The following is a 26422-nucleotide window of genomic DNA, read 5'->3' on the forward strand; positions in this document are numbered from 1 at the left end:
GCATGTCGTTGTTATGAGCCTTCGGATAACAACGACATGCCGCAAGTCAACGAGGCTGGGGGGCGTCGGGCGGGCGGGCGTGCGCGGTGGCCACGCAGTGCCGCTCGCCGTCCGGCGCGGCGACCCACAGTTCGAGGGACGCCTCGGGCGGGCCCTGGACGACCCGGCCGCCGACGGCGAGTTCGGAGCCGGAGAACGCCGGCCGCACGTTGCGGTACTCGATCGACTCGACCCGCAGCCCCGCCTCGCGCGCCCAGGCGTCGGCGAGTTCCAGCAGCCAGGACCCCTGGAGGGGGCCGGGCACGACGACGCCCGGATAGTCCTCGACGTCCCGGCAGTAGTCGGCGTCGTAGTGGACGCGGTGCGGGTTCCACGTGGCGGCGGAGAACGCGAACAGCTGCACCGGGCCCGGCGTGATCGTGAATCCCTCGATCGGCGCCCCGCTCATCGCAGCACCCGCGCGTACGTCTCTGACACGACGGCCTCCCCGCCCTGGTCGGTGTAGTCGAGCGAGTACGACACCAGGATCAGCGGCCCCGACCGGCCCCGCTTCTCCTGGATGCCGCTGATCGCGGTGGTGAGCGTGATGACGTCGCCGGCGCGGATCCGCCGGTGGAAGCGGGCCCTGGTGTCCCCGGCCATGATCTTGGACGCGCGGCTCGGCGGCGTCAGCCCCGGCGACACCCCGTCGGCGTTCAGCTCGTCCAGCGGGACGAGGTTCTGCGACTGGAGCCGGACGGCGACGTAGAAGCCGAGCGGCGCCACCACGTCCGGATGGCCCTGCGCCCTCGCCGCCTCCACGTCGAAGTGGATCGGGTCGCGCGCCCCGACGGCGAGCGCGAACTTGGCGATGTCGGCGCGCGCGACCGGGTACGGCGGGGCCGTCACGGTGCGCCCGACCCAGGACAGGGTCGCGTCGTCGAACAGGCTCGCCGTCATCGGTTCTCCTCCCGCACGGCCTGGACCGGCGTCCAGACGGGCCGCCGGCCGCCCGCGGGGGAGTCGGCGAGCGTCCAGCGCACCGGCATGCCGATCGCGAGTTCCTCCGGCGGTGCGTCGATCCGCCCGATCATCCGGATGCCGGCGCCGGGCAGGCCGATCATGCCGACCGGGTACGGGGCGGCGTCCCGGAAACCCTCCAGGCGGGTGTGCGCCACGACCGTCCAGGTGAACAGCTCGCCGGTGTCCGGCAGCCGCTCCCAGGACGTGTCGGGGCAGCGGCAGCGCGGGCAGGCCGGGCGCGGCGGCCAGAACATCGTCGTGCAGCCGGTGCAGCGCTGGGCGCGCAGCTCCCCGGCCGCGAGGCCCTGCCGGTATCCGGCGAGGTCGGGGTGTCCGTCGGTCACCTCGGTTCCCTTCTCGTTGCGGGGGTCAGCCGGCGGCCAGGAGGGCGAGGGTGCCGTCGCCGAGGTCGCCCCAGCCGGTGACGGCCGCCACCCGGGCGCCGCCGACCTGCCGCGCGCCGCAGGCGCCGCGCAACTGCCGCACCGCTTCGACGACGTGGCTCATCCCGGCCGTGTGGGCGTGCGACAGCAGGCCGCCGTGCGGGTTCACCGGCAGCGGGCCGGTCAGCGCGATGTTGCCGTCCTGGACGAACGGGCCGCCCTCGCCGCGCGGGCAGAACCCGGCCTCCTCGAGCTGCTGGATCACCTCGAAGGTGAAGCAGTCGTAGACGAGCGCCACGTCCACGTCCCGCGGGGTCAGCCCGGCGGCGCGGAAGGCGCGCGGCGCGGCCCTGGTGAGGCCGGTGTCGAAGAGGTCGGCGCGGCCGCACAGGTCGTCGGGGGAGTCCGGGTGGCCCTCGGCCGCCGCCAGGATCGACACCGGCCGGGTCCCGTCCGCCGCGCCCGCGGCGGAGACGATCACGGCGGCGGCGCCGTCGGTCTCCAGGCAGCAGTCGAACAGCAGGTACGGATCGGCGATGACCCGGGAGGAGAGGTAGTCCTCGCGGGTCAGCGGCCGGCCGTGCATCTGCGCGGCCTCGTTGAGCTGCGCGTTCGCCCGCATGGTCAGCGCGACCTCGGCGAGCGCGGCTCTGCTCGTGCCGAACTCGTGCATGTGCCGGCGGCAGATCATCGAGTACCACTGGGCGGGCGTGCTGAGACCGTGGGCCTCCTCCAGTTCCTCCCGGAAATGACGTCCGGCGAGGTGGACGACCCGCTTCTCGACGGGCGTCCCGGACCGTCCGTTGCGGGCGACGAACACCGCCACGTGCTCGGCCTGCCCCGACTCCACGGCCAGCGCGGCGAGGCGCAGCCCGGCGATGGCGCTCGCGCCGCCCAGGTGCGGGACGGCGGTGAAGGCCACGTCCGGGAGCCCGAACACCGAGATCACGTCCTCGGCCGTCGGCCCCATCGGGTACGGGACGACGCCGTCGATGCGCGCGGGGTCGATGCCCGCGTCGGCGGCGGCGGCCGAGACGGCCTCGAAGGCAAGGCGGGTGGTGCTGCGCCCGCTGGCCTTCGAGAACTCCGTCTCCCCGACGCCGCTGATCACCGCCGTCCGGGGCATGCCGGTCACAGGTTCAGGCTCTTCGCGAGCAGGTTCCGCTGGATCTCCGAGGACCCGCCGCCGATCTCGCCGAGCTTGGCGTCCCGGAAGTGCCGCTGCATCGGCGTCTCCATCGTGTAGCCGAGGCCGCCGAGGATCTGCAGGCCGTCGTGCGCGGCCTTCATGTACGCCTCCGACGCGACGAGCTTGGCCAGCGACGCCTCCTGCCGGCACTCCAGCCCCTCGTTCAGCGCCTCTCCGACCCGGTAGGCGGCGAGGCGGGCGTGGTCGATGGCGATGTGCATGTCGACGAGCTTGTGCCGGATCACCTGGAAGGACGAGATCGCCCGCCCGAACTGCTCGCGCTCCTTGGCGTACGCGGCGGCGTAGTCGAAGGCGTCCTGCGCGGCGCCGACATAGGCGGCGGCCAGGGTGAAGCGCTCCACGTCGAGGGAGTGCGTGATGACCTCCCAGCCCTGGCCCTCCTCGCCGAGCAGGCAGCTCGCGGGAATGCGGGCGTGGTCGAGGGAGATGTTGAACGTCGGGTTCGTCCAGATGCCGAGCTTCCGCATCTCGGAGAAGACGATCCCCTCCGTCTTCGGGTCGACGAGGAAGACGGAGATGCCCTTGTGCTTGTGCTCGCCGGTGCGCGCCACCAGGATGATCCGGTCCGCGATGGCGGAGCAGGTGCTGAAGTGCTTGGTGCCGGTGAGGACGTAGTGGTCGCCGTCCCGTTCCGCGCGCGTCGACACGGCGGCGGCGTCGCTGCCGGCGCCCGGTTCCGACAGGGCGATGGCCAGCAGCAGTTCACCGGCCGCGAGGCCCGGCACGATCGTCTCGCGCTGCTCCGCGCTCCCGTACCGCAGGATCGTCTCGCCGTAGCCGGGCACCTTGAAGTAGTTGCTGGCCAGGGAGTACGACACCTTCCCGAGCTCCTCGGTGACGAGCCCGAGCAGCGTCCCCCAGCGCGGGTCGCGCTCGCCGGTCTCCTCGTCGGGGAACGCGATGCCCATCCAGCCGGTGGCGCCGAGCTTCCTCATCAGGTCGGCGGGGTAGGTGTGGGCCTGGTCCAGCTCGTCCCAGTGCCCGGGCGGGCACTCGCGCCGGACGAAGTCGCGGACGGCCGAGCGGAGCGCCAGTTCCTCGTCCGTCAGATACGGCATCACCATGCCGGAGACCACCTTTCGCAAGTCAGGAATCGGCGAGCTTGACCAGGCTGTCGGCGATCGTCGCCGTGCCGTCGCCCGCCACGATGACCGGGTTGCACTCGATCTCGCGGATGCGCGGAAGCCGCGCGACGAGGTCGCTCAGGCGCGCGATCACCGCGCACAGCGGCCCGAGATCGGTGTCGCGGCCCCGGTGGCCGGACAGGACGTGCCCGACCTTCGTCCGGGCGAGCAGCTCGCGGGCGGCGGCCGGGCCGACCTGCCCGGCCATCGCCCACAGGTCGCCGATCAGCTCCGCCTGGACCCCGCCGGAGCCGGCCACCACGACGGGCCCGTAGGCGGGGTCGTGCCGGGCGGACAGCAGGACCTCGACGCCGCGCGGCGCCATCTGCTCGACCGTCCAGCCCTCGATGGCGATGCCGGGGACGCGTTCGCGGGCGGTCGACGCCGTGGCGCGGACGGCTTCGCGCAGCTCGTCCTCGTCCCGGACGTCCAGGACGACGCCGCCGATCTCGGTCTTGTGCCTGACCCCCGCGGCCTGGAGCTTCAGGGCGACGGGGAACGTCACGGCGGGGTCCAGGGCGAAACCCCGCTCGGCGTCCGGGCCGAGGACGGCGGCGAACGCGATCGGCAGCCCCGCCGACCGCAGCAGCTCCCGGGACTGCGACTCGGTGAGGAAACCGGTGCCGTCGGGCGTGAGGCCGGTGAGGTCGGGCAGCGGTCCTCCGGCGACGTCCCGCACGTGGACCGGCCCGGGCCGGCGCAGCGCCTTCGCCACGCCGACCGCGTTCGCGAGCGTCGGGCTCACCGGCACGGGGCCCGCCGCCAGGACGGGGCGCACCTCCTCCGGGCACGCCTGCCAGACGAGCTGGTTCGGCTTCGCCAGCTTCGGCGCCGCCTCGATGAGCGCCTCGGCGATGGCGGGAGCGTGCTCGCCGCCCGCCCCCATCAGCGTGATCAGTTGGCCCACGCCGGGGTCGGCGGCCAGGGCGTCCAGCGCGCCCACCATGATCGACGGATCGTAGATGGCCCCAGCGGTGGTGTCGGTCGGGTTTCCCGGCACGACGAAGTCCGGCAGCGCGGTGCGCAGCCGCCGCACCGTCTCCGGCGCCGGCTCCGGGATCTCCAGGCCCGCCTCCGCCAGCCGGTCCGCGGTGATCACACCGGCGCCGCCGGAGACGCTGACGATCCCCACCCCGGGCGCCCGCGGTTCGCCGTGGCCGAGCAGGACGGCGACCGTGCCGAGCAACTCCTCCGGGGTGTCGACGGTGAAGGCGCCCGCGTTCGCGGAGAGCATCCGGGTCAGCACGTTCGACGAGGCCATCGCCGCCGTGTGCGAGGCCGCGGCGCGCGAGCTGGCGGCGCTCTCCCCGGCGGGCAGCAGCACGACCCGCTTGCCCAGCGAGTCGGCGAGCGCGATGGCGTCCAGCAGCGCGCGGCCGTCGTCCGTGCCTTCGATGTAGAGGGCGATGACGTCGATGTCCGGCTCCCGGGCCAGATGCGCGACGAGGTCACCGGCGGTCAGGACCAGCTCGTTGCCCGTGCTGAACATGTACCGGAACGGCGTCCTCGGCTTGGCCATGCCGGTCAGGTAGGAGCCGATGGCGCCGCTCTGGACGATGAGGGCCGCGCGGCCGACCTCCTCCTGGGCCGGGCTGTGGCCGCCGATGACCGTCCCGAACGTCAGGTGGACGCCGGAGGCGAAGTTGAAGACGCCCAGTGAGTTCGGCCCGAGGACGGTCAGGCCCCGCTCCACCGCCAGCGCCCTCAGCTCCTCCTCGCGGGCGCGGCCCTCCTCGCCCGCCTCGGCGAATCCCGAGCTGAGGACGAGGAAGCTGCGCGTCCCGCAGTCGGCGGCCTCCCGCACGACGTCCGCCACCGCCTTGGCCGGGACGGCGACGACCACCACGTCCGGGACCTCGGGCAGGCTCGCGACACCGGCGTGGAAACCGTCATGGCCGGCGTATCGGTTGTTGACGGCGTACGCCGCGGGCGGGTCGGCGGCGGCGCGCAGGTTCGCCAGCACGGTCGTCGCGGGACCCTTGCGCGTGGGGGACGCGCCCACCACCGCCACGCTGCGCGGCGCGAGGACGCGGGCGAGCCCGCCGCGGTCGTCGTCGTTCATCGGCCTCCTATCGGGTGAGGGCGCGGGCGATGACATTCCGCTGCACCTCGTTGGTTCCCTCGCCGATCTCCAGGATCTTGGCGTCGGCGTAGAAGCGGGAGATGTCGGACTCGCGGATGTAGCCGTATCCGCCGTGGACCTGCACGCTCTGCGAGGCCGCGCGGTTCGCCACCTCCGACGCGTACAGTTTGGCCATCGCCGCCTCGGTGGCGTGCGGGCGGCCCTGGTCGGCGAGCCAGGCCGCCTTGTAGACCAGGCCGCGGGCGGCCTCGTGCTCGGTGGCGATGTCGGCGAGCTTGTGCGCGACGGCCTGGAAGTCGACCAGCGGGCGGCCGAACTGCCGCCGGGTCCGCGCGTGCTGGACGCCGAGCCTCAGCGCCGCCGCGGTGAGCGACAGGCCGAGCGCGGCGACGCTGATACGCCCCTTGTCCAGCACGGCGAGGAACTGCCGGAGCCCGTTGCCCTCCTCGCCGATGAGATGGTCGTCCGGCACGAAGCAGTCGCTGAAGACCAGTTCGCGGGTGTCCAGCGCGTGCCAGCCGAGCTTCTTCAGCCGGTTGCCCTTGGTGTAGCCGGCGGTGCCCTCCGGGACGAAGAACGTCGCGTACCGCTTGCGGCCGTCCTCGCCCGTCCCGGTCACGGCGAGGACCGTCACGCCGAGGCTGATGTCGGTGCCCGCGTTGCTGATGAACATCTTCGTGCCGTTGAGGACCCAGCCGCCGCCGGTGCGTTCGGCGCGGGTGGCGATGCCCGCCGCGTCCGAACCGGCGGACGGTTCCGTCAGCCCGAACGCGCCGAGCCGCTCCCCGGACGCCAGCGGGCGCAGCCAACGCTCCTTCTGCTCGGGCGTGCCGAACGCGGCGAGCGGCAGGCTGGCGATGGTGGAGTGCGCGTTCCAGGCGGCGGCGACCGACTGGTCGGCGGCGCCCAGCTCCTCCATGACGGCGACATAGGCCACCATTCCGGCGCCGGTGCCGCCGAACTCCTCCGGGACGAGCATCCCCATCAGCCCGAGGTCGGCGAGCCGGCGGAACACGGGGGAGGGGAAGTGCTCGTCCTCGGACCAGCGCGCCGCGTGCGGCGCGATCTCCTTGGCGGCGAAGTCGCGGACCGTGCGCTGCAGGTCGAGGATCTCGGGGGGCAGGTCGAAGTTCATGGAGGTCACGGTGCCTTCGGGGTCAGGAGCGCCTTGAGGTGGCCGCCGCGGCCGGCGGCCAGGTCGGCGAACAGCTCGGGGCCCTCGGCGAGCGGGAAACGGCCGGTGATCATGAGGGAGGGGTCGAGGGCGCCGGCGGACATCAGGTCGACGATCCGGCCGACGTCGAAGGTGTAGCCGAGGCTTCCGGCGAGGGTGCGCTCGTAGAAGGTCAGCGCGGTCAGGTCGAGCCGCGCGGGACGGTCGCCGATGCCCGCGAGGACGATGCGGCCGCCGCGGCGCGCCGAGTCCACGGCGGCCACCGCCAAGTCGGGCAGCCCGGTGGCCTCCACGACCACGTCCGGACCGACCCTCCCGGTGCGCAGGTAGACCTCGCGGCGCACGTCGGCGGCGGCCGGGTCGTACGCCTCGGTCACGAGACCGGCGATCCGCTCCCGGCGCGCGGCGACCGGTTCGCTGACGTAGACGCCGGCCGCGCCGGCGATCCGCGCCGCCAGCACGACGGCGACGCCGATCGGCCCGGCGCCGAGGACCAGTACGTGGTCACCGGGGCCGACGCCGCCGCGCCGCACCGCGTGCAGGCCCACGGCCAGCGGCTCGGCGAGCGCGGCGAGGTCGTCGGGGACGCCGTCCGGGAGCCGGACGAGCCCGGCGGCGGGCACGGTGGCCCGCTCGGCGAAGCCGCCGGGGGAGGCCAGCCCGACCGAGCCCCCCTTGGGGCAGATGTGGTACTCGCCGCGCCGGCACCAGCGGCACTCGCCGCACCGCCAGCAGGGGTCCACCGCCACGCGGTCGCCGACCTCGACGCCGGGGACCGGGCCGCCGAGGGCCAGCACCGTGCCGCTCATCTCGTGGCCGAGCGCGAGCGGCGGGCGATGGCCGGTCAGCGGATGCGGGCCGGGGCGGATCATGTGCGGGCCGGAGGCGTACTCGTGCACGTCGGTGCCGCAGACACCGCAGTGGGCGACCTCGATCAGCGCCTCGCCGGGGCCGGGCGGCGGGGGCTCCGGAACGTCCTCCAGCCGCAGGTCGAGCGGTCCGTGCCAGCGCAGGGCCCTCATCGCACCTCACAGGACTAGTTTCATCTACCGATCGGTCAATGAAATCCTCACGCTCCTCCGACTGTCAAGGCCAGAGTGGGTAAGTGAGGTGTGACCAGCTATCCGTCAGGCCTCTGGAGGAGGGCTTGTCAGGGGTCGTATGCACGGTTTAGTGTGCCGTTCACGCTGTTTTATATACCGGTCGGACTGATAAATGGGTTCCGGCCCTCGGACGATCCCGGAGGAGAGGCCCCGCCGATGTACAGCCTCGCGAGCGTTCTCGACCAGCACGCGCAGCGGCGCCCCGGCAAGACCGTGGTCGTGGACGGCGACCGGCGGTTCACCAACCGGGAGCTCCTGACACGCGTCGACGCGCTGGCGCACGGCCTGCTCGACCTCGGCATCGGCCGCGGCGACGTGGTCGGGCTGCTGCTCTACAACCACGCCGAGTTCCTGGAGGCGGTGCTCGCGGCCGGCCGGATCGGCGCGGTGTTCCTGCCGCTCAACTACCGGCTCGCCCCGGCCGAATGGGAGTACATCCTCGGCCACGCGGGCGCCCGCGCGCTCATCACCGAGAGCGAGTTCGGCGCCGCCGCCGAGGGCCTCGCGCTGCCCGAGCTGAGCCACCGCATCACCCTCGACGGGCCTTCCGGCCCGCTCTGGACGCGCCTCCCCGACCTCGTCCAGGCCAACCTCGGCCGCACCGTCCCGCCCGCCGACCTGGCCGAGGACGACCTCCAGCGGCTCATGTACACCTCGGGCACCACCTCGCGGCCCAAGGGCGTCAAGATCACCAACCGCAACGTGAACTACAAGAACCTCGGGCAGATCATCCAGCTCGGCCTCACCCATGCCGACATCACGCTCGTCTGCGGCCCGCTCTACCACGTCGGCGCGCTCGACCTCCCCGGGCTCGCGACCTGGCATGCCGGCGGAAGCGTCATCGTCCAGCGGAGGTTCGACCCCGCCGACGTGGCGCGCGCCATCGAGCGCGAACGGGTCACCAACGTCTGGCTCGCCCCCGCCATGATGAACGCGGTGCTCGGATCGGACGAGCTCGCCCGGTGCGACACCTCATCCGTCCGGTTCATCGTGGGCGGCGGAGAGAAGATGCCCGAACCCCTGGTGCGCCGCATCCTGGACGCGTTCCCCAACGCCTGGTTCGCCGACGCCTACGGCCTCACCGAGACCGTGTCCGGCGACACCTTCCTCGACCGGGAGCACACCCTCGCCAAGCTCGGCTCCGTCGGCCGCCCGATTCCGCACGTGCGGGTCCGGGTGGTGGACGAGGACGGCCGGGACGCGCCCACCGGAACGCTCGGCGAGATCGTCCTGCGCGGGCCCAAGGTGTTCACCGGGTACTGGCGCGACGAGGCCGCCACCGAGCGCGCCTTCCGCGGCGGCTGGTTCCACACCGGCGACGTCGGGCGGCTCGACGAGGACGGCTTCCTCTACATCGAGGACCGCAAGAAGGACATGATCGTCTCGGGTGGGGAGAACATCGCCACCCCCGAGGTCGAGCGCGTCCTCTACGAGCACCCGGCCGTGCTGGAGGCCGCCGTGGTCGGCCTGCCCCACGAGCGCTGGGGCGAGGTGCCGCGCGCGTTCGTCGTGCCCCGGCCGGGGGAGACCCTGGCGGCGGAGGAGATCCAGGAGTTCTGCCGCGCGCGGCTGGCCCGGTTCAAGGTCCCCGCGCGCGTGGAGATCATCGACGAGCTGCCGCGCACGCCGTCCGGCAAGGTGCTCAAGCGGCTGCTCCGCGACCGTCCCGCCGCGGCCGCCCGATGACCCCGCCCGGACCGCTGGACGGGCGCGTCGTCTGGGTGACCGGCGCGGGCCGCGGCCTCGGCCGGGCGGTCGCGGTCGCGCTCGCCGGGGCCGGCGCGCACCTGGCCGTCACCTCCCGGACGTCCGCCGACCTGGAGAAGCTGGCCGCCGATGTCGCCGGCCCGGTCGAGATCCTGCCCGCGGCGGTGGAGGACTCCGCCGCGGTGGACGCGGTCGCGGCCGAGATCGTCCGGCGGACGGGACGGCTCGACGGCCTGGTCAACTGCGCGGGCATCAGCCCCGACTTCACCCGGAGCGAACGGGTCGAGGACCGGCGGTGGCGGCACGTCCTCGACGTCAACCTGACCGGCACCTTCCACTGCTGCCGGGCGGCGGGCCGCGTCATGCTCGACCGCGCGGCCGGCTCCATCGTCAACGTCAGCTCCGTCCACGCCACCACCGGTTTCGAGCGCATCGCCGCCTACGCCGCGAGCAAGGGCGGCATCGAGGCGCTCACCCGCACGCTCGCCGTCGAGTGGGCGGACCGGGGCGTCCGCGTGAACGCCCTCGCCCCCGGCTACTTCCGCACCGAGCTGAGCGCCGGCCTGCTCGACAGCCGCTGGGGCGAGCGCATCACCGGCGCCGTCCCGATGGGACGCGTCGGGGACGCCGCCGAACTCGCCGGCGCCGCGGTGTTCCTCGTCAGCGACGCCGCCCGGTACATGACCGGCTCGACCATGACCGTCGACGGCGGCTGGACCGCCCGGTGACCGCCACCGACCAACGGAAGGACGCCATGACCGGCTCCCGCCCCGACCTCCCCGGCCTCCTCGAACTGCACCGTCGGATGCGGCGGATCAGGCGTTTCGAGGAGCGCGCCGCCGAGCTGTACCGGCGGTCGGAGGTGCCTGGGTTCGTCCACCTGTCGATCGGGCAGGAGGCGAGCGCCGTGGGCGCGTGCGCGCCGCTCGACGAGCGCGACGTCATCACCTCCACGCACCGGGGCCACGGCCACTGCCTGGCGCGCGGCCTGGACACCGGGTCGATGTTCGCCGAGCTGATGGGCCGGGAGACGGGAGCCTGCCACGGCCGAGGCGGCTCGATGCACATCGCCGACCCCCGGCTCGGCGTCTTCGGCGCCAACGGCATCGTCGGCGCCGGGCTGCCGATCGCCGTCGGCGCCGCCACGGCCGCGTCCCTGCGCCGCACCGGAGGCGTCGTCGTCGCCTTCTTCGGGGACGGCGCCGTCGCACAGGGCATGTTCCACGAGGCGGTGAACCTCGCCGCCGTCCAGGACCTGCCGGTGCTGTTCATGTGCGAGAACAACCACTACGCCGAGTTCTCGAGCGCCGCCGACCAGCACCGGGCGCCGCTGTCCGCCCGCGCCGCCGGGTACGGCATCGGCTACGAGCACGTGGACGGCAACGACGTCGTGGCCGTCGCCGACGTCGTGGCATCGGTGGCGGAGCGGCTGCGCGGCGGGGCCGGGCCCGTTCTCGTGGAGGCCGAGACCTACCGCTGGCACGGCCACTACGAGGGCGATCCCGAGCGGTACCGGTCACCGTCCGAGCTGGAGGAGTGGAAGAAGCGCGACCCGCTGCTGGTGTCCCGCCGGCGGCTCGCCGCGGCCGGTGTGGAGGCGGCGGCGATCGACGCGGCCGAGGCCGAGATCGAGGCGGAGATCGATGCGGCCGTCGAGGCCGCTCGCTCGGCTCCGGAACCCGCCCCGTCCAGCCTGTTCGACCACGTCTCGGCGCCCCGTCCGGCCCTGCCCGAGCCGCCGCCGGCGACCGGCGAGAGGTTCCGCATGATGGACGCCGTCAAGTCCGCCCTCGAACACGAGCTGGCCGCCGACCCCGACGTGTTCGTCGCCGGCATCGACGTCGGCGCCGGCGGCAACGTCTTCGGGCTGACGCGCGGGCTCGCGGAACGCTTCCCCGGCCGCGTGCGGGACATGCCGATCTCCGAGACCGCGATCGTCGGGACGGCGGTCGGCGCCGCGATGGCCGGCATGCGGCCCATCGTCGAGATCATGTACATGGACTTCATCGGCGTCTGCTTCGACCAGCTCCTCAACCAGGCCGCCAAGCTGCGGTTCATGACCGGCGGCCGGGCGAGCCTGCCGCTCGTCGTCCGCACCCAGTTCGGCGCCGGACGCTCCTCCGGCAGCCAGCACTCGCAGAGCCTGGAGGCCCTCCTCGCGCACGTTCCCGGCCTCACCGTCGTGATGCCGTCGACCCCGGCCGACACCTACGGCCTGCTCCGCGCCGCCGTCCGCGACCCGAACCCCGTCGTCTTCGTGGAGAACCGGCTCCAGTACGGGAGCAAGGGGCCGCGACCGCCCGCGGACCACCTCGTCCCCATCGGGAAGGCGAAGGTGGTCCGGGAGGGACACGATGTGACGCTGGTCTCCTACTCGCGGATGGTGCACGACTGCCTCGCCGCCGCCGACGCCCTCGCCGCCGAGGGCGTCGGCGTCGAGGTCATCGACCTGCGCACCATCGCGCCCCTCGACCGCGAGACGGTGCTGACCTCGCTCGCCAAGACCAACCGCCTGGTCATCGCCCATGAGGCCGTGCGGGACTTCGGGGTCGGCGCGGAACTCGCGGCGATGGCGGCGAACGAGGGCTTCTGGCATCTGGACGCACCGGTCGTCCGGGTCGCCCCGCCGCCGATGCCCGCCCCCTACGCGCCGTCTCTCGAACGTCTCTGGCTGCCGGACGCCGCCGCCATCGCCGAGACCCTGCGCCAGGTCGCAGCCGTCTGAGGCGTCATGCCTCCGTCTCCCCGCCCTCCAGCGGATCCAGCACGATCTCCGGGTGCTGCTCGCGGAACTTCAGGACCCGCTCCTCCAGATCGTCCACCGGGCCGGGCGCGGCACGGAACCCGGTGAACAACGTCGCGCAGTACTCGCGCGACAAATACCCCGCATCCCACCTGCCATCGGGCCTGACCCATTGGTAGGTGTGGTTGTGCATATTGAGAAATTGCAGCATCGCCAGCCGCGGGTTCATCTCCCGGAATTCTCCGGAGTCCATGGCCTCGGCCAGCAGATTGGAAATGATCCCCTCGAACTCGCCGCGCTGCCGCAGCAGCCTGGTCCTGTTGTCCCCGCCCAGCATCCGGTAGTCGTGCTCGTAGACCCAGATATGGTCGAGCCGGCGCAGGATGATGGACAGCAGCGCCTCCGACAGCAGCCGGAGCCGCAGCACCGGGTCCACCTCCAGCCGGGCGATCCGCCGCGCCGTCCGCAGCAGCGGCCGCATCACCCGGGACTGGATCTCGACCAGCAGGTTCTCCTTCGAGCCGATGTAGTAATAGAGGGCGCCCTTGGTGAGCCCGGCGGCCCCGCCGATCTCGTTGATCCCCGTCGCCGCGTACCCCTTGCGGGCGAACAGTTCGGCGGCCCGGTCGATGATCTCCTGGCGTTTGATCTCATATCCCGGGCCATGGCCTGGAGGGCGGGGCATCGCGTTCCCAGTTTCTCGCTCGGCGCCGACGAGGTCGTTATGAGCCCTCGTTTTCGATGGAAACAAGATAATACCCGCCACCGGCTATTTTCGGTAAGGCGACGGTCGGTACGGGGTGGTCTTGTGGATGCGGCCGTCCTTGCGGACGACCTTCCGGTGGTGGCGGGGTGGCCCATCGTCGGCGGGCCGCTCCGCAAAACGGCGGCTCACCCGGCCGGGAGCGTCGTCGAGTCCAGGGGCGCAGCCGCCAGCGGTGCGTGAGCGTGCACCGTCCTGCGACACGGAGTGCTTTGACTGCGCGGGGAGACCGGTTCGCGTGGATGGCGGCTATTCGCTCGGCCAGTGCGGGGTGCTGGGTGAACTGCGCGGCAGCTCAGCCGCCGAGGAACACGATCATGATCACTAGTGCCAGCGCCAGGAGGGGCACGAGCGCGAGGATCGTCAGTTGGAGCAGGCAGCCGCGCTGCTTCACGGTGCCGGGAGCCCCGATGGCACCTGCGAGCTACAGGGCCGCAGGGCCGCGGTACTCCAACTCGGATGGCTGCTCGGGGGAGAGGACCGTGGTGGCGACGCCGACCTGACCGCCGCCCTGCGACACGGCGATGTGCACCGGCTTGTCCGCCGGGATCTCAAAGGCCGCCCGCCCCCAGCGCTGGTGGTAGTGGGCACCGTCGATACCGACGGTGACGCCCGCCTTGGCGACCACCCCGCGGCGCGTGCGGAGCCGCAGGACCCGCGTGGGGCCGCTGTGGCCGCCGGCGTAGGGGATGGGCGTCTCGCTCATGCTCGCCATCGATACCACTGTTCCCCGCTGCCCGATACCCCGCGGATGCCGCCATCCGCAGCCGCGTGGTGAGCCGATCTGGAATCTCGCAGGCGCTGGGGTGGTTGTGTCGGTGTGAAGAAGATCGGTTTTCTCTCGTTCGGTCACTGGAGCGACGGCGCGGGCTCGCGGACCCGGTCGGCGGCGGACGCACTGCTGCAGTCGATCGATCTCGCCGTGGCCGCGGAGGAGCTGGGCGCCGACGGCGCCTATTTCCGGGTGCACCATTTCGCCAGGCAGCTGGCTTCCCCGTTTCCGCTGCTCTCCGCGATCGGCGCCAAGACCTCGCGCATCGAGATCGGCACCGGCGTGATCGATATGCGTTACGAGAACCCGATGTACTTCGCCGAAGACGCCGGGGCCGCCGACCTGATCTCCGGTGGACGGCTGCAACTCGGCATCAGCCGTGGATCTCCGGAACAGGTCGTCCACGGATGGCGGTACTTCGGGTACGAGCCGCCCGAAGGCGACACCGATGCCGACATGGCGCGCAAGCACACGGAGGTGCTGCTCACGGTGCTGCAAGGCCGAGGCTTCGCGCAGCCGAATCCGCGGCCGATGTTCCCCAATCCACCCGGGCTGCTGCGCATCGAACCGCATTCCGAGGGGCTGCGCGACCGTATCTGGTGGGGCTCCGGCTCCAACGCCACCAGTGTGTGGGCGGCCGAGCTGGGCATGAATCTGCAAAGCTCCACCCTCAAGAACGATGAGAGCGGCGAGCCGCTGCACGTCCAGCAGCGCAAGCAGATCGAGGCCTACCGGCAGGCGTGGGAGGACGCCGGACACCCGCACGAGCCGCGTGTGTCGGTCAGCCGCAGCATTTTCGCGCTGACCAGCGATCTGGACCGCGCCTACTTCGGCCGGGACGCCGACTCGGACGACCACATCGGAATGATCGACGAGAAGACCAGGGCGATCTTCGGACGCTCGTACGCGGCCGAGCCCGACGCGCTGGTCAAGCAACTCGCCGGCGACGAGGCCATTCAGGCCGCGGACACACTGCTGCTCACCGTCCCCAACCAGCTCGGCGTGGACTACAACGCGCACGTCCTGGAGAACGTCCTGACCCACGTGGCCCCCGAACTCGGCTGGCGTTGAGGACTCCAGCAGCATCCTCGGGCCCGAGCATCCCCTCACGCTTTTCAGCCGGGACAACCTCGCCCGCTCGCGACCCATCACGTCCTGCCGGATACACGCCCATCGGCGGGGCGGCGCGAGTCGTGGCGTGAGAGGCGGCTATCCGGGGCGGCGTCCCCATGCCGAGATCAGGTAGCGGTGATCCGGGGTGGCCCCAGCGTCGCCCGGCGATAAGCGGGCCGGACCCCGCTCCAGCGGTATTCACCGGCCCGCCTTCGGCTGCGTACGGCCCGGATCCGGTGCGGTGAGGAACTGCGGTGAACTCATGGCTATATCCTCACGACCTGCCGCGTGACGCGTCACCGCGACACGGGACAACGCGGAGGCCCCGAGTTCGGTCCGCGATCTCGGGCGAGGGGCATCCGCGTCCGGTTCGGCCCGGTCAGCGGAGGGGAGGCACGGCTCGCTGGGAGAGACCCAGGGCGTACTCGGGCCACCAGGCGCCGGCCGCCGGATCGACCACGCCGTACTCGGGATCCTCCGGGCCGGCGGTGCCGCGGGTGCACTGGCCGTCGGATTCGCCGGGACGCTTGATCCAGAGAAAGGCGTCGACCAGGGGATCACCGGTGCGGGTCGAGGGCCGGGCACCCAGGCCGCGGCCCGGCGGGTTGCACCAGACCTGGGGGTCGCTGTACTCGTCCGCCGGAGGCGTCCACGGTCCCTGGCCGTTGCGGCTGGTGTCCAGGACGAAGTGTGCGAGCCGGCGCGGGTCGTCCGGGGTGGCGGCCAGGTCGGTGTCGGAGCAGCTGGTCGCGCCCGTCTCCTGGCGGAAGCGCAGGCACTTGGACAGCCTGGTGCCGTACGAGGCCAGCTCGTCGGTGCTGCGGTAGTTGGAGACGTTCAGCGCGAAGCCGTCGGCCTTGGCGATGCCGCCCTTGAGCAGGCGGCTGGCCATGCCGAGCTGGGCGCGCGGTTCGCCGTATCCGGCGTCGTAGTCGTTGAGCTGCTGCCAGTCCGAGTGCCCGGAGTCCACGTAGACGCCGGTGCGCGGCAGCCGCTGCAGGACGCTGATCGCGTGGTTGATCTCGCGGAAGCGCTCGTCGACCCGGGCGGGGTCCTCCGGCGTTCCGGTGGTGCCGCCGCCGCCCTCGTTGCACCACGGCTCGCTGGACAGCAGCGCCAGCCCGTCGGGCTCGACGATCACCACGGCGCGGCCGCCGCCGATCCCCTTGGCGAAGGCGTCGATCCAGGCGCGGTAGGCGGCCTCGGTCGGAGCGCCGCCCGCGGAGTACTGCGAGCAGTCCCGGCCCGGCACGTAGTACGCCACCAGCACCGGGACGGCGTGCTGCTTGGCGGCTCCGGCCATCGTCCGCCGCACCGCCGTCCGCACCTCGGCCGGGGTGCCGCCGGTGAACCAGATCGCCTGCGAGACCTTGGACAGGGCCCGCATGTGCGCCGCGTCGGCGTCGCGCCCCGCGGCCGCCCAGACGTCGGCCTGCCGCCCGGCGTTGGTCGTGGGCTCGACATAGAACCTGGCCTTCCCGGCCAGCGGATCGTCGTGCCCCAACGCCTGCGCCGGCGGGGCGAGGAGCGCGACGATGCCCGTCGCGGCGGCGGCGAGGATCCCGATGCGTCGTCTCATCCGGTACTCCAGAATCTCGGGGTGGTGGGGGAGGCGCACCCACGAGAACCGCCGCTTCACCCGGTCATGCCGGACGAGTGGGCAGGTGTGGGAGCGCTCCCATGCAGGAGTCTGAGCATCCTCCGAAGATCCGTCAAGGCCCAACATCCCGACGGCTGCCCGATCGTCCATGCGTGGTTGCGCGCGGTTCCGCGCTTGCCCGCTCGACCCGTGGCGATAACGTTCCGATTGCTCAGGTGACGGTGGCTGCCCGGCGGGTCCTGGCTTTGATGGGGCGGCTGGATTCGGTGCGGTCTCGGTGATGTCGCCGTTGAAGGTGAATTCCGACTGGGTGTGGCGCGAGATTTCTGCGGGCGCGTGTCGATCTGCGGGCCGCTCGTTCGACGTGTAGGTGCCGGGGTCGAGAGGCGGCCCCTCCGGACGAGGAGAACACGATGTCGAAGTACCTGCTGATCATGCGGGGCACCGACGAGTCGAACGCGGCCATGCTGGCCGGCATCGAGGAGATGATGACCGCGACGCGCCGGTTCATCGAGGACATGGTCAAGGCCGGTGTCCTGCTGGCGGCGGAAGGGCTGGACGATCCGCGCCAGGGCGTCGTGGTCGATTTCAGCGGCGAGGCCCCGGTGGTCACGGACGGCCCGTACGGCGAGACCAGGGAACTGTTCGGGGGCTTCTTCCTGCTCGACGTCGCCTCGAAAGAGGAGGCGGTCGAGTGGGCCAAGCGGGTCCCGGCGGCCCCCGGGGCCAAGATCGAGGTCCGGCGGGTGCCCGGGAGCGACGAGGTCCCGCAGGCCGACGGTTGATCATCTTGTGACGGGCGCACCCGATGTCGAGGCCGTCTGGCGGATCGAGTCGGCGCGGATCGTCGCCGCGCTGACCCGGTTCACCGGCGACTTCGAGCTGGCCGAGGACGCGGCCCAGGAGGCGGTGGCCGAGGCGCTGGTGTCGTGGCCGCTCGACTCCCCGGCGAATCCGGCCGGCTGGCTGATGGCCGCGGCGCGGCGGCGGGCGATCGACGCGATCCGCCGGCGGAACGTCCTGCGGGACCGGTACGCCCTGCTGGCGGCCGACCTGGCGGCCGACCGGCCGGTCGACGGGGAGGGCGATCCCGACAAGATCGATGACGACGTGCTCGCGCTGATGTTCATCAGCTGCCACCCGGTGCTCGCCCCCGAGGCCCGGGTGGCGCTGGCCCTGCGCGTGGTCGGCGGCCTGTCCAGCGAGGAGATCGCCCGCGCGTTCCTCGTACCGGTGCCGACCGTGCAGGCCCGCATCACCCGGGGCAAGAAGACGATCGCGGCGGCCGGGGTGCCGTTCGAGTTGCCGCCGGCCGGCGAGCGGCGGGAACGGCTGGGCGGCGTGCTCAGCGTCCTGTACGTGATCTTCACGGAGGGGTCGACGGCCACATCGGGCGACCGGCTGCTGCGCCCCGGCGTCGCGTACGAGGCGATCCGGCTGGCCCGCACGCTGGCCGCGCTCCAACCGAACGAGCCGGAAGTGCACGGCCTGCTCGCGCTGTGCGAGCTGACGGCCGCGCGCTTCCCGGCCCGGACCGGCCCGGACGGTTCGCCGGTCCTGCTCGACGAGCAGGACCGGCGGCTGTGGGACATCTCGGCGATCCGCCGTGGGCTGGCGGCTCTGGCCAAGGCGTCGACCCGTGGCCTCGGCCCCTACGGCCTGCAGGCCGCGATCGCCGCCGTCCACGCGTCGGCGCCCTCGGTCGAGGAGACCGACTGGGACCAGATCGTGCTGCTCTACGAGGCCCTCGGCCGGGTCGCGCCCTCGCCGGTGGTCGAGCTCAACCGGGCCGTCGCCGTCGCCATGGCCTCGGGCCCGGCGGAAGCCCTGGCCCTCGTGGACGAGCTTGTCGCCTCGGACCGGCTCTCTGGTTCGCATCTGATCCCGACCGTGCGCGGTGAGCTGCTCGCCCGGCTCGGACGGCGATCCGAAGCACGTGCCGAGCTGGAGCTGGCGGCCCGGCTGTGCACCAACCAGGCCGAACGCTCGGTGCTGCTGCGCAAGGCGGCCAAGCTGAGCTGACCGCCGATCGCATCGGCCCCGAGGACCGAGGCGATGTCGAGCAGTCACTGGGCTTTTGAACCCTACGGGGGTAGTGTACGTTCACCATAGGCGTACACGGTACTCCTACGTGCCATGGTGACAAGAGAAAGCGGGTGCAGAGATGCTGTTCGTCGAACTCCTCGTCCCCAAGGAAGCCTTCACGGAAGCCGAATGCCGCGCCCTGGCCTCCTCTCTCACGGCTGAGCGGCTCCTTCTCGGCGGGGAGGGCGTTCCCCGCACAGATCCGGGAGTGCTCGCGTGGTTCGGCTCCCTCACGCACGTCATCGTCCGTCAACCGGACATCTGGATCACGGGTGGCGATGCGCCAGGCGACAAAGCCCCAGCGTGCTGCGTGGTGAGGATCCACGTGGGCGCGTGGGCGAAGGAGATGAGCGAACACCTCATCGCGAGAGCCACGCAAGAGCTGGTGGACACGGCGTCGACATTCGACGGCCGGCCGCGTGAGCCGCAGGTGCTGGTGCATGTGTTCGGCGTCCCCGAGGGCGGTTACGGCCTGGACGGACGGGTGCGTCGAACCGCCGACTTCCAGGAAATGATGGAGCAGGCGAAGACAGGGACAGCCGAAGCGCCGCCGGGAATGGCCATCGATCCCGCGTGCGGCGCGGTCGTCCCGGCGGACAGCCCGATCACCGTGGAGTTGGACGGTGAGGTCTTCAGATTCTGCTGCACGCACTGCAGGGGCAGCTTCGTCAAGCAGCGGCGTGCGGCCGCCCCTTCCTGACGGCAGGCGGCGCCCACGGTCGCGGGGGCGAGCAGTCGCACGAGGCTCGAATAGCACTCCGAGATTTATGGAAATGGGACGGAGCCCGTCCGCTGGATGGCGGCCATCCGGTTCGGCTCGCCCAGTGGCTCCCGCAGTAGAGGGTTCATTGGTTTGTGTGATGTGCCCACTCCCGATGTAGCGGCATTGTGCTCATCATGAGCCGATCTAGGGGGCGCGAGATGGTGCATCACATTGCCGAGCGGACGGGCGGTCAGGGCGTGGCGGTGCGCACGTCACTGCTGCGGATGGAGGGCACCTTCGACCCGGCGTGGCTGAGGGTGGAGGGAGAGGTGGACCTGTCCACCTCGGAGGTCTTCGCCACGACACTGGCGACGATGGTCGAGCGCGGTGCCGGGGACGTGCGGGTGGACGTCCAAGGGCTGGACTTCATCGATGTCGGTGGGCTGCGGGCGCTGGCCGCCGCGGCGTGCCGGCTGGGGCTGCAGGACCGGCGGCTCGTGCTGAACTCGGTCGCGCCGCACTTGATACGCCTGATGGATCTGGTGGGCTGGAGCGATATCCCCGCCTTGTCCTGCCACACTGGTCGCCGAGCGATAAAGGCGGCCCTGACCGGCATCGAAAAGCGCCCACCCCGACGACCGGGGTGGGCGCTCCCGTCGCGGTCTCGCCGCTCGGCCGGCTTCATGCAGCGGCGGCGGTCACGGTCCCGAGCACGAGCCGCGGCGGCGGGTTCCTCAGGCGGGTCAGGCCGAGGATGGCGGCGGCGGCCTCGGCCGGGTCGCCCGGCGCCCGGACGCGCCGCTCCCGGACCGTCCCGGCCAGGGCGCCGACGGTCGGCAGGTACGGCTCGCTGACCGGGGGAGCCGTCATCCGGGCGCCCGTCCAGCCGGTGTGCGGCTCACCAGGGTCGACGACGCTCACCTTGATGCCGAACGGGGCGACCTCTTCGGCCAGGACCCCGGCGAAGCCCTCGACCGCCCACCTCGCGCTCTGGTAGGCCGCGAGGCCCGGCGTCGAGGTCCGCCCGCCCAGCGACGCGACCGGGACGACGTGACCGGCCCCCTGGCGGCGCATGACCGGCAGTACGGCCCTGACGACGTTGACCACGCCGAAGAAGTTGGCCTCCATCTGGGTGCGCAGGGCATGGTCGGTGACGTCCTCCACGGCCGCGATCCCGGCGTGGCCGCCGGTGGGGACCGCGACGTCCAGCCGGCCGAACGCCCTCATCGCCAGGAGCACCGACGTTTGCGCGGAATGCTCGTCGGCGACGTCGAGCGCCATCCGCCTGAACCGCTCCCCGTACTCGGCGCGCAGGTCGTCCAGGCGGTCGGGCCGCCGGGCGGTGGCGACGACGCGGTCGCCGGCGGCCAGCACGGTCTCGGCGAGGGCCCGTCCCAGCCCGTCCGATCCCCCGGTGATCAGCCATACACGTGACATGAGGTGTCCCTTCGCGGTTCGGCACGGCGCGGGCGGATGATCCGTGGTTCGTCCGGACGGCGTCGCGCGGCGGCCGGGCCGAGGCCGCCTCCGCCGCGGTCGCCGAGGCCGAGCGCAGGGCCGCCCTCAATCCCGGCGTACCGTTCTTCGCCGCGATGGCGGCGCACGCACGCGGTCTGCTGGACGGCGACGCGCGGGCGATCCTCCGAGCCGCCGGAATCCTCGCGGGAGGATCCCGCCCTCTGCCGCTGGCCTCCGCCTTGGAGGACGCCGGCAGACTGCTCCTCGCGTCCGACCGCGACGCCGGCGTCGGTCACCTCACCCGGGCCGAGAGCCTCTACACGCGAACGGGCGCCGGGAACGAGGCGGCAAGGGTGCGGCGCAGGCTGGACGCCGCCGGACACCGGCCGCGGGCGAACCGACGCGGAACGGCGCAGGGCCGCGAAGCGCTCACCCCCGCCGAGCAGCGGGTCGCCTCACTCGTGGCCGAGGGGGCGACCAACCGCCAGGCCGCCGAAAGGCTCTTCCTGTCGCCCGCCACGGTCGGCACGCACGTCATGCATGTTTCCGCAAACTCGGCGTGAATTCGCGTGTGGAACTCGCCCGCGTCTACCTGGAGTGCGGCGGCACCTTCGACTGACGGACCGGACGCCGGAATGCCGGAACCGTTCTCTCGAAACGGTTCCGGCATTCCGGCGTGCCTGGGACACCACACCCCTCGTACCCGGGGCCGGTGCGGCCCGCCTAAGGGATCTGGTCGGCCAGTTCGGTGTCGACGAAACCCGGCTCGACGACCACGACCCGCACCCCCCGGGTGGTGACCTCCTGCCGCAGCGACTCGGAAAAGGCCGCGATGCCGAACTTCGTCGCGGCGTAGACACCGCTGTTGGCCGACGCGATCCGTCCCGAGGACGAGGAGACCTGCACCACGGTTCCCTTGCTCTCGAGCAGGTGCGGCAACGCCGAGTGGACCATGTGCATCGACCCGAGCAGGTTGGTCTCGACCATGCGCGTCCATTCCGCGGTGTCCGCACCGTCGATGGGGCCGCTGAGCATCACCCCGGCGTTGTTCACGAGGACGTCGAGGGCGCCGAACCGCTCGACGGTCGCGGCGACCGACGCTCGCACCGCCTCCGGGTCGGCCACGTCCAGTTCCAGAGGCAGCACCTTGCCGGGCGCCTTGCGCGCCAGCGCCTCCAAACGGCCGGTCCGCCGGGCCCCGGCGGCGACGCTCGCCCCCGCCTCCGAGAGGGCCAGCGCGGTGGCCTCCCCCGATGCCTGACGATGCTCCGGTGACGAGGACGACCTTCCCGGCCAATACGTTGCTCATACGCTTCCTTCCGCGGAGTGTATGACCGTGGCCGGCGTCCCCGCACGGAAGCCGATCTCCCGACGAGCGCCGTCGCACAGCGGCCTGCCGGAGGGCGACCGGTGCGCGCCGCCGGCGGGGTCGCGGCGGGGACGAGAACCCTCATATCGATACAGTTGGGGGCCATCGGGCGGGTCTTGATCCAGGTCAGACGGAAATGGCATCCTGGCGAAGCGCCCGATGGCTGCTGACTTGGCCGCGCCGGCGGATTGGCGCTGAACGGGAGCTTCGAAGGGGCATGGGGACGGGGACTCTGTCCGGGCGCACGCCGCTGCTGGACCGGCATCGAGAACGTGCCGAGCTGGACGGTCTGCTGGGGGATGTGCGCTCCGGGCGCGGGCGCGCCCTGGTGCTCCGCGGAGAGGCGGGCGTGGGCAAGTCGGCCCTGCTCCATCACACCGTGGGGCGGGCGGCCGACATGCGGGTGGTCCGCACCGTGGTGGCGGAGTCGGAGATGGAGCTGGCGTTCGCCGGCCTGCACCTTCTGCTCGCGCCGCTGCTGGACCGGATCGACACGCTGCCCGGCCCGCAGCGCGACGCGCTCGCGGTCGCGTTCGGGCTGCGCGGGGGAGACGCGCCCGACCGGTTCATGATCGGGCTGGCCGTGCTGACCCTGCTGGCGGACGCGGCGGAGGAACGCGCCCTGCTCTGCGTGATCGACGACGCGCAGTGGCTGGACCAGTCGTCCGCCCAGGTGCTGGCGTTCGTCGCCCGGCGGCTGCTGGCCGAGCCGGTGGGGCTGATCTTCGCGGCACGCGAGCCGGGCAGCCACTTCCACGGACTGGGGGATCTGGAGGTGCGCGGTCTCGCCAAGCGGGACGCGCAGGCGCTGCTGCGCTCGGTGGTCCGCTTTCCGCTGGACGAACGGATCAGGGACCGGATCCTGGCCGAGACGGACGGGAACCCGCTGGCACTGATGGAACTGCCGCGCGGGCTGAGCCCCGCGCAGCTGGCGGGCGGATTCGGGCTGGTGGAGGCCCAGGCGGTCCCGGCGCGGGTCGAGGAGGGCTTCCGCCGGCGGCTGGTCGAGCTGCCCGCCGAGACCCGGTCGTTCATGCTGGTCGCGGCGGCCGAGCCGACCGGCGACCCCGAGCTGATCCGCTGCGCGGCCGAGCATCTCGGGGTCCCGGCCACCGCGGTGCGGCCCGCTGAGGCCGATGGGCTGCTGGAGATCGGGACGTGGCTGCGGTTCCGGCATCCGCTGGTGCGGTCGGCGGTGTACTCGGCCGCGTCCTCGGCGGAGCGGCGGGAGGCGCACGGCGCGCTGGCGGAGGCGACCGATCCCGTATCGGACCCCGAGCGCCGGGCCTGGCATCGCGCGCACGCGGCGCTGGAGGCCGACGAGTCCGTGGCCGGCGAGCTGGAGCGGCTGGCCGGCCGGGCCCAGGTGCGCGGCGGCATCGCGGCGGCGGCGGCGTTCCTGCGGCGCGCGACGGATCTGACGCCCGATCCGGCCAGGCGCGGGGCGCGGGCGCTGGCCGCCGCGCAGGCCGCCTTCGACGCCGGCGCCCCGGACATGGCGCTGGAGCTGCTCGTCTCAGCGGAGCTGGGCCCGTTGACGGAACTGCAGGGCGCGCAGGTGGCCTGGCTGCGGGCCCAGGTCATCCTCGCGCGCAAGCGCGGCGGTGAGGCCCTGGAGGCGCTGCTGGAGGCGGCCGGCCGGCTGGCCGGCGTCGACGCGGGACAGGCGCGCGAGGCCTATATCGACGCCCTGGGGTCGGCCGTCTTCGCCGGCAGGCAGGGCCCGCCCGGCCTTCTGCGGACGGTGGCGGAGGCCGCCCGCACCGCGCCCGCCGGGCCCTCGCCGGCGAGGCCGGTCGACGCGCTGCTCGACGGGCTGGTGGCACGGTTCACCGAGGGCCTCGGCCAGGGTGCGCCGCGGCTGAAGAGCATCCTGCGGGAGTTCCGGCAGGAGGCCCGCGGCAACCCCGACGACAACATGCGCTGGCTCTGGCTGACCTACCCGGTGGCCGCGGACCTGTGGGACGACGGAACCCTGCGGGAGCTGGCCGAGTACGCGGTCCAGGCGGCGCGTGAGGCGGGAGCGCTCCACTTCCTCCCCCAGGCCCTCACCTACCGCGCCGCCGTCCACGTCTACGCGGGCCAGTTCGACGCGGCGGCCACGCTGGTCGAGGAGTCCGACGCGATCTTGAAGGTGACCGGCAATTCCTACTTCGGCTTCGCCATCACCCTGCTGCGGGCCTGGCGCGGAGGGCCCGACGCGCCCGCGCTGATAGAGGCCGCCGCCGCGGCGGCGGGCACCTGGGGCGAGGGGCGGGCGGTCAGCCAGTGCCTCTACATGGGCGCGTTGGTGCACAACGCCCTCGGCCGGTACCAGGAGGCCCTGGACTACGCGGAACGGGCCTGCGCGCACGAGGATCTGGGGGCCACCGGGTTCGCCCTCATCGAACTGGTCGAGGCGGCCGCCTACAGCCGCGCGCCCGGAGCGGCCGCGAGCGCGCTGCGGCGGCTTGAAGAACGGTGCGACGCCGCCGGCACCGACTGGGCCCTCGGCGTTCTCGCCCGGTCGAAGGCGCTGCTGTCCGACGGCGAGGAGGCCGAAGCGCTGTACCGCGAGGCCATCGAGCGTCTCCGGCGCAGCAGCGTCGCCGTCTACGTCGCCCGCACCCATCTGGTGTACGGCGAATGGCTGCGCCGCCAGAACCGGCGCCTTGACGCGCGCGAGCACCTGCGCACCGCCTACGAGATGCTGGACGGTTTCGGCGCCGCGGATTTCGCCCAGCGGGCGCAACGCGAGCTCATGGCCACCGGCGAGACCGTCCGCAAGCGCGCCGAGGGCGCGCCCGGCAGCGGCCTGACCCCCCAGGAGGGCCAGATCGCCCGCCTCGCTCGGGAGGGCCTGTCGAACCCGGAGATCGGAGCCCAGCTCTTCCTCAGCCCGCGCACCGTCGAGTACCACCTGGGCAAGGTGTTCGCCAAACTCTCCATCTCCTCGCGCCAGCAGCTCGCGGAGGCGCTGCCCGACTCGGGCCGCGACCGCGCGTGACCCGCACTGCCCGGACCCTGTCCCGTCCCTCCGGAACGGAGAACCTCACATGACCGAGCCACAGCCCTGGCAGTGGCTCGAGCGGACCTGGCGCGGTCACGTGGCGCGCGTCCGCGCCGGTCGCTCCCTGCATCCCGCGTCCTGGCCGGGAGGCGCCCGCGTCGCGGTCGCGCTCTCCTTCGACTGCGACCATGAGACGAGCTTCCTGCGCGTCGGCGAGACCGGGCCCGGCGCACTCGCGCAGGGCGAGTACGGCTCCCGCGTCGGCGCCCGACGGGTGCTTCGCCTCCTGGAGCGCTTCGGCGTCCCGGCCTCGTTCTTCGTGCCGGCGGTCTCGGCGCTGCTGCACCCGGAGGAGGTGCGCGACTACGTCGCCGCCGGCCACGAGATCGGCATGCACGGCTGGATCCACGAGAGCAACACGACGCTGGATCCGGCCGATGAGCGCGACCTGGCCCTGCGGTCCGCCGACACGCTGGAGAGGCTGGCGGGCACCCGCCCGGTCGGGCATCCGCACTCCGGCGTGGGACTTCTCCGACCACACCCTGGCCATAACGCGCGAGCTGGGCCTGCTCTACGACTCGTCCCTCATGGCCGACGACGAGCCGTACGAGCTGCTGGCCGACGGCGAGCCGACCGGCGTCGTGGAGATCCCGGTCGAGTGGATCAGGGACGACGTGCCCTACCTGCTGCTGGAGTTCGGCGGCACGCTGCGGGCGTGCCCGCCGCCGCGGGACGTGGCCGGGATCTGGCGCGACGAGTTCGACGCCGCGCTGGAGGAGGGCGGGCTCTTCCAGCTCACCATGCACCCGCAGGTCATCGGCCACCGCTCCCGCATGACCGTGCTGCTGGAGCACATCGACGCGCAGCAGGGCGTCTGGTACGCCACCCACGCCCAGATCGCCGAGTACGTCCTGGCGCAGCACTCATAACGCCAGAGGCGGCCCGCGTCACTTTCGCCTGCGCGACGATCCGGTCGATTCTGTGATCCAGGCCGCATGGTCATGGCGCCTACCACATCGGGGCGCGACCAATGGAATGCGC

The 26422-nt window shown here is 72.6% G+C and carries 22 protein-coding genes and 2 pseudogenes; 11 read left to right on the top strand and 13 right to left on the bottom strand.

Annotated elements, in window-relative coordinates; genetic code table 11:
• Positions 1-46: 46 nt before the first annotated feature.
• The 8 genes from SM611_RS07920 to SM611_RS07955 are packed head-to-tail and all read right to left on the bottom strand — an operon-like array spanning position 47 to position 7998.
• Entirely contained in the window at positions 47-448 is a 402-nt protein-coding gene (locus SM611_RS07920) for an HTD2 family dehydratase (protein WP_371948407.1), read from the bottom strand.
• Entirely contained in the window at positions 445-939 is a 495-nt protein-coding gene (locus SM611_RS07925) for an FAS1-like dehydratase domain-containing protein (protein ID WP_371948408.1), read from the bottom strand. The genes SM611_RS07920 and SM611_RS07925 overlap by 4 nt, the downstream gene beginning before the upstream one ends.
• Positions 936-1346: a Zn-ribbon domain-containing OB-fold protein gene (locus tag SM611_RS07930; protein WP_371948410.1), complete on the bottom strand. Its 411-nt coding sequence runs from the start codon at positions 1344-1346 to the stop codon at positions 936-938. Before SM611_RS07930 ends, SM611_RS07925 begins: the two co-directional genes overlap by 4 nt.
• A gap of 25 nt (positions 1347-1371) precedes the next feature.
• A complete protein-coding gene (locus tag SM611_RS07935; RefSeq protein ID WP_371948727.1) occupies positions 1372-2511 on the bottom strand; it encodes a thiolase C-terminal domain-containing protein in 1140 nt (379 codons plus the stop codon).
• A 5-nt stretch (positions 2512-2516) separates the two neighbouring features.
• Positions 2517-3659, bottom strand: a complete 1143-nt coding sequence (locus tag SM611_RS07940) for an acyl-CoA dehydrogenase family protein (RefSeq protein ID WP_371948412.1) — start codon at positions 3657-3659, stop codon at positions 2517-2519.
• 22 nt (positions 3660-3681) lie between these two features.
• Positions 3682-5781 carry an acetate--CoA ligase family protein gene (locus SM611_RS07945; RefSeq protein WP_371948413.1) on the bottom strand — a complete coding sequence of 700 codons (2100 nt, stop codon included), beginning with the start codon at positions 5779-5781 and terminating at the stop codon, positions 3682-3684.
• Positions 5782-5788: 7 nt separating this feature from the next.
• Positions 5789-6937 (bottom strand): acyl-CoA dehydrogenase family protein, encoded by a 1149-nt coding sequence (locus SM611_RS07950; protein ID WP_371948415.1) that lies wholly within the window; start codon positions 6935-6937, stop codon positions 5789-5791.
• Positions 6938-6942: 5 nt separating this feature from the next.
• Entirely contained in the window at positions 6943-7998 is a 1056-nt protein-coding gene (locus SM611_RS07955) for an alcohol dehydrogenase catalytic domain-containing protein (RefSeq protein ID WP_371948417.1), read from the bottom strand.
• Positions 7999-8235: 237 nt separating this feature from the next.
• Here SM611_RS07955 and SM611_RS07960 point away from each other — a divergent pair, with 237 nt between their 5' ends.
• From SM611_RS07960 to SM611_RS07970, 3 genes are read left to right on the top strand one after another with little or no spacing between them, the layout of a single operon-like run.
• The gene (locus tag SM611_RS07960; protein ID WP_371948419.1) at positions 8236-9765 is read left to right on the top strand and encodes an acyl-CoA synthetase; all 1530 of its coding nucleotides are present in this window, start codon (positions 8236-8238) and stop codon (positions 9763-9765) included.
• Complete coding sequence (locus tag SM611_RS07965; RefSeq protein ID WP_371948421.1) at positions 9762-10514, top strand: SDR family NAD(P)-dependent oxidoreductase; 753 nt, start codon at positions 9762-9764, stop codon at positions 10512-10514. The genes SM611_RS07960 and SM611_RS07965 overlap by 4 nt, the downstream gene beginning before the upstream one ends.
• 26 nt (positions 10515-10540) lie before the next feature.
• Complete coding sequence (locus SM611_RS07970) at positions 10541-12511, top strand: alpha-ketoacid dehydrogenase subunit alpha/beta (protein WP_371948422.1); 1971 nt, start codon at positions 10541-10543, stop codon at positions 12509-12511.
• A gap of 4 nt (positions 12512-12515) precedes the next feature.
• On the opposite strand, the gene SM611_RS07975 is transcribed toward SM611_RS07970, so the two are convergent.
• Both SM611_RS07975 and SM611_RS07980 read right to left on the bottom strand, forming a co-directional pair.
• On the bottom strand, positions 12516-13214 hold the full coding sequence (locus SM611_RS07975; protein WP_371948423.1) for a TetR-type transcription factor C-terminal domain-containing protein: 699 nt from the start codon (positions 13212-13214) through the stop codon (positions 12516-12518).
• A 502-nt stretch (positions 13215-13716) separates the two neighbouring features.
• Positions 13717-13998 carry a hypothetical protein gene (locus tag SM611_RS07980; RefSeq protein ID WP_371948424.1) on the bottom strand — a complete coding sequence of 94 codons (282 nt, stop codon included), beginning with the start codon at positions 13996-13998 and terminating at the stop codon, positions 13717-13719.
• A 114-nt stretch (positions 13999-14112) separates the two neighbouring features.
• Between SM611_RS07980 and SM611_RS07985 the strand changes: the two genes are divergently transcribed.
• Positions 14113-15135: an LLM class flavin-dependent oxidoreductase gene (locus SM611_RS07985; RefSeq protein ID WP_371948425.1), complete on the top strand. Its 1023-nt coding sequence runs from the start codon at positions 14113-14115 to the stop codon at positions 15133-15135.
• A 421-nt stretch (positions 15136-15556) separates the two neighbouring features.
• Here SM611_RS07985 and SM611_RS07990 read toward each other — a convergent pair whose 3' ends face one another.
• Positions 15557-16756: a glycoside hydrolase family 6 protein gene (locus SM611_RS07990; RefSeq protein WP_371948426.1), complete on the bottom strand. Its 1200-nt coding sequence runs from the start codon at positions 16754-16756 to the stop codon at positions 15557-15559.
• A 485-nt stretch (positions 16757-17241) separates the two neighbouring features.
• Between SM611_RS07990 and SM611_RS07995 the strand changes: the two genes are divergently transcribed.
• From SM611_RS07995 to SM611_RS08010, 4 genes and pseudogenes are all read left to right on the top strand, one after another.
• A complete protein-coding gene (locus SM611_RS07995; RefSeq protein ID WP_371948728.1) occupies positions 17242-17562 on the top strand; it encodes a YciI family protein in 321 nt (106 codons plus the stop codon).
• A 7-nt stretch (positions 17563-17569) separates the two neighbouring features.
• Positions 17570-18799, top strand: coding sequence for an RNA polymerase sigma factor (locus SM611_RS08000; RefSeq protein WP_371948428.1), 1230 nt, complete (start codon positions 17570-17572; stop codon positions 18797-18799).
• 142 nt (positions 18800-18941) lie between these two features.
• On the top strand, positions 18942-19562 hold the full coding sequence (locus SM611_RS08005) for a hypothetical protein (RefSeq protein WP_371948429.1): 621 nt from the start codon (positions 18942-18944) through the stop codon (positions 19560-19562).
• 287 nt (positions 19563-19849) lie between these two features.
• A pseudogene (locus tag SM611_RS08010) lies at positions 19850-20116 on the top strand (STAS domain-containing protein); the annotation flags it as partial.
• Positions 20117-20246: 130 nt separating this feature from the next.
• Here SM611_RS08010 and SM611_RS08015 read toward each other — a convergent pair.
• A complete protein-coding gene (locus SM611_RS08015; protein WP_371948430.1) occupies positions 20247-21002 on the bottom strand; it encodes an SDR family oxidoreductase in 756 nt (251 codons plus the stop codon).
• A gap of 155 nt (positions 21003-21157) precedes the next feature.
• Here SM611_RS08015 and SM611_RS08020 point away from each other — a divergent pair, with 155 nt between their 5' ends.
• Positions 21158-21586: a response regulator transcription factor gene (locus tag SM611_RS08020; protein WP_371948431.1), complete on the top strand. Its 429-nt coding sequence runs from the start codon at positions 21158-21160 to the stop codon at positions 21584-21586.
• Positions 21587-21746: 160 nt separating this feature from the next.
• On the opposite strand, the pseudogene SM611_RS08025 reads toward SM611_RS08020, so the two are convergent.
• Positions 21747-22262: pseudogene (locus SM611_RS08025) on the bottom strand (SDR family NAD(P)-dependent oxidoreductase); the annotation flags it as partial.
• Between the two features lie 347 nt (positions 22263-22609).
• Here SM611_RS08025 and SM611_RS08030 point away from each other — a divergent pair.
• A complete protein-coding gene (locus SM611_RS08030; RefSeq protein ID WP_371948432.1) occupies positions 22610-25378 on the top strand; it encodes a helix-turn-helix transcriptional regulator in 2769 nt (922 codons plus the stop codon).
• Between the two features lie 49 nt (positions 25379-25427).
• On the top strand, positions 25428-26366 hold the full coding sequence (locus SM611_RS08035; protein ID WP_371948729.1) for a polysaccharide deacetylase family protein: 939 nt from the start codon (positions 25428-25430) through the stop codon (positions 26364-26366).
• Positions 26367-26422 lie beyond the last annotated feature (56 nt).

It is taken from the genome of Actinomadura monticuli (genome assembly GCF_041463655.1).
In the GTDB taxonomy this organism is placed as follows: domain Bacteria; phylum Actinomycetota; class Actinomycetes; order Streptosporangiales; family Streptosporangiaceae; genus Spirillospora; species Spirillospora monticuli.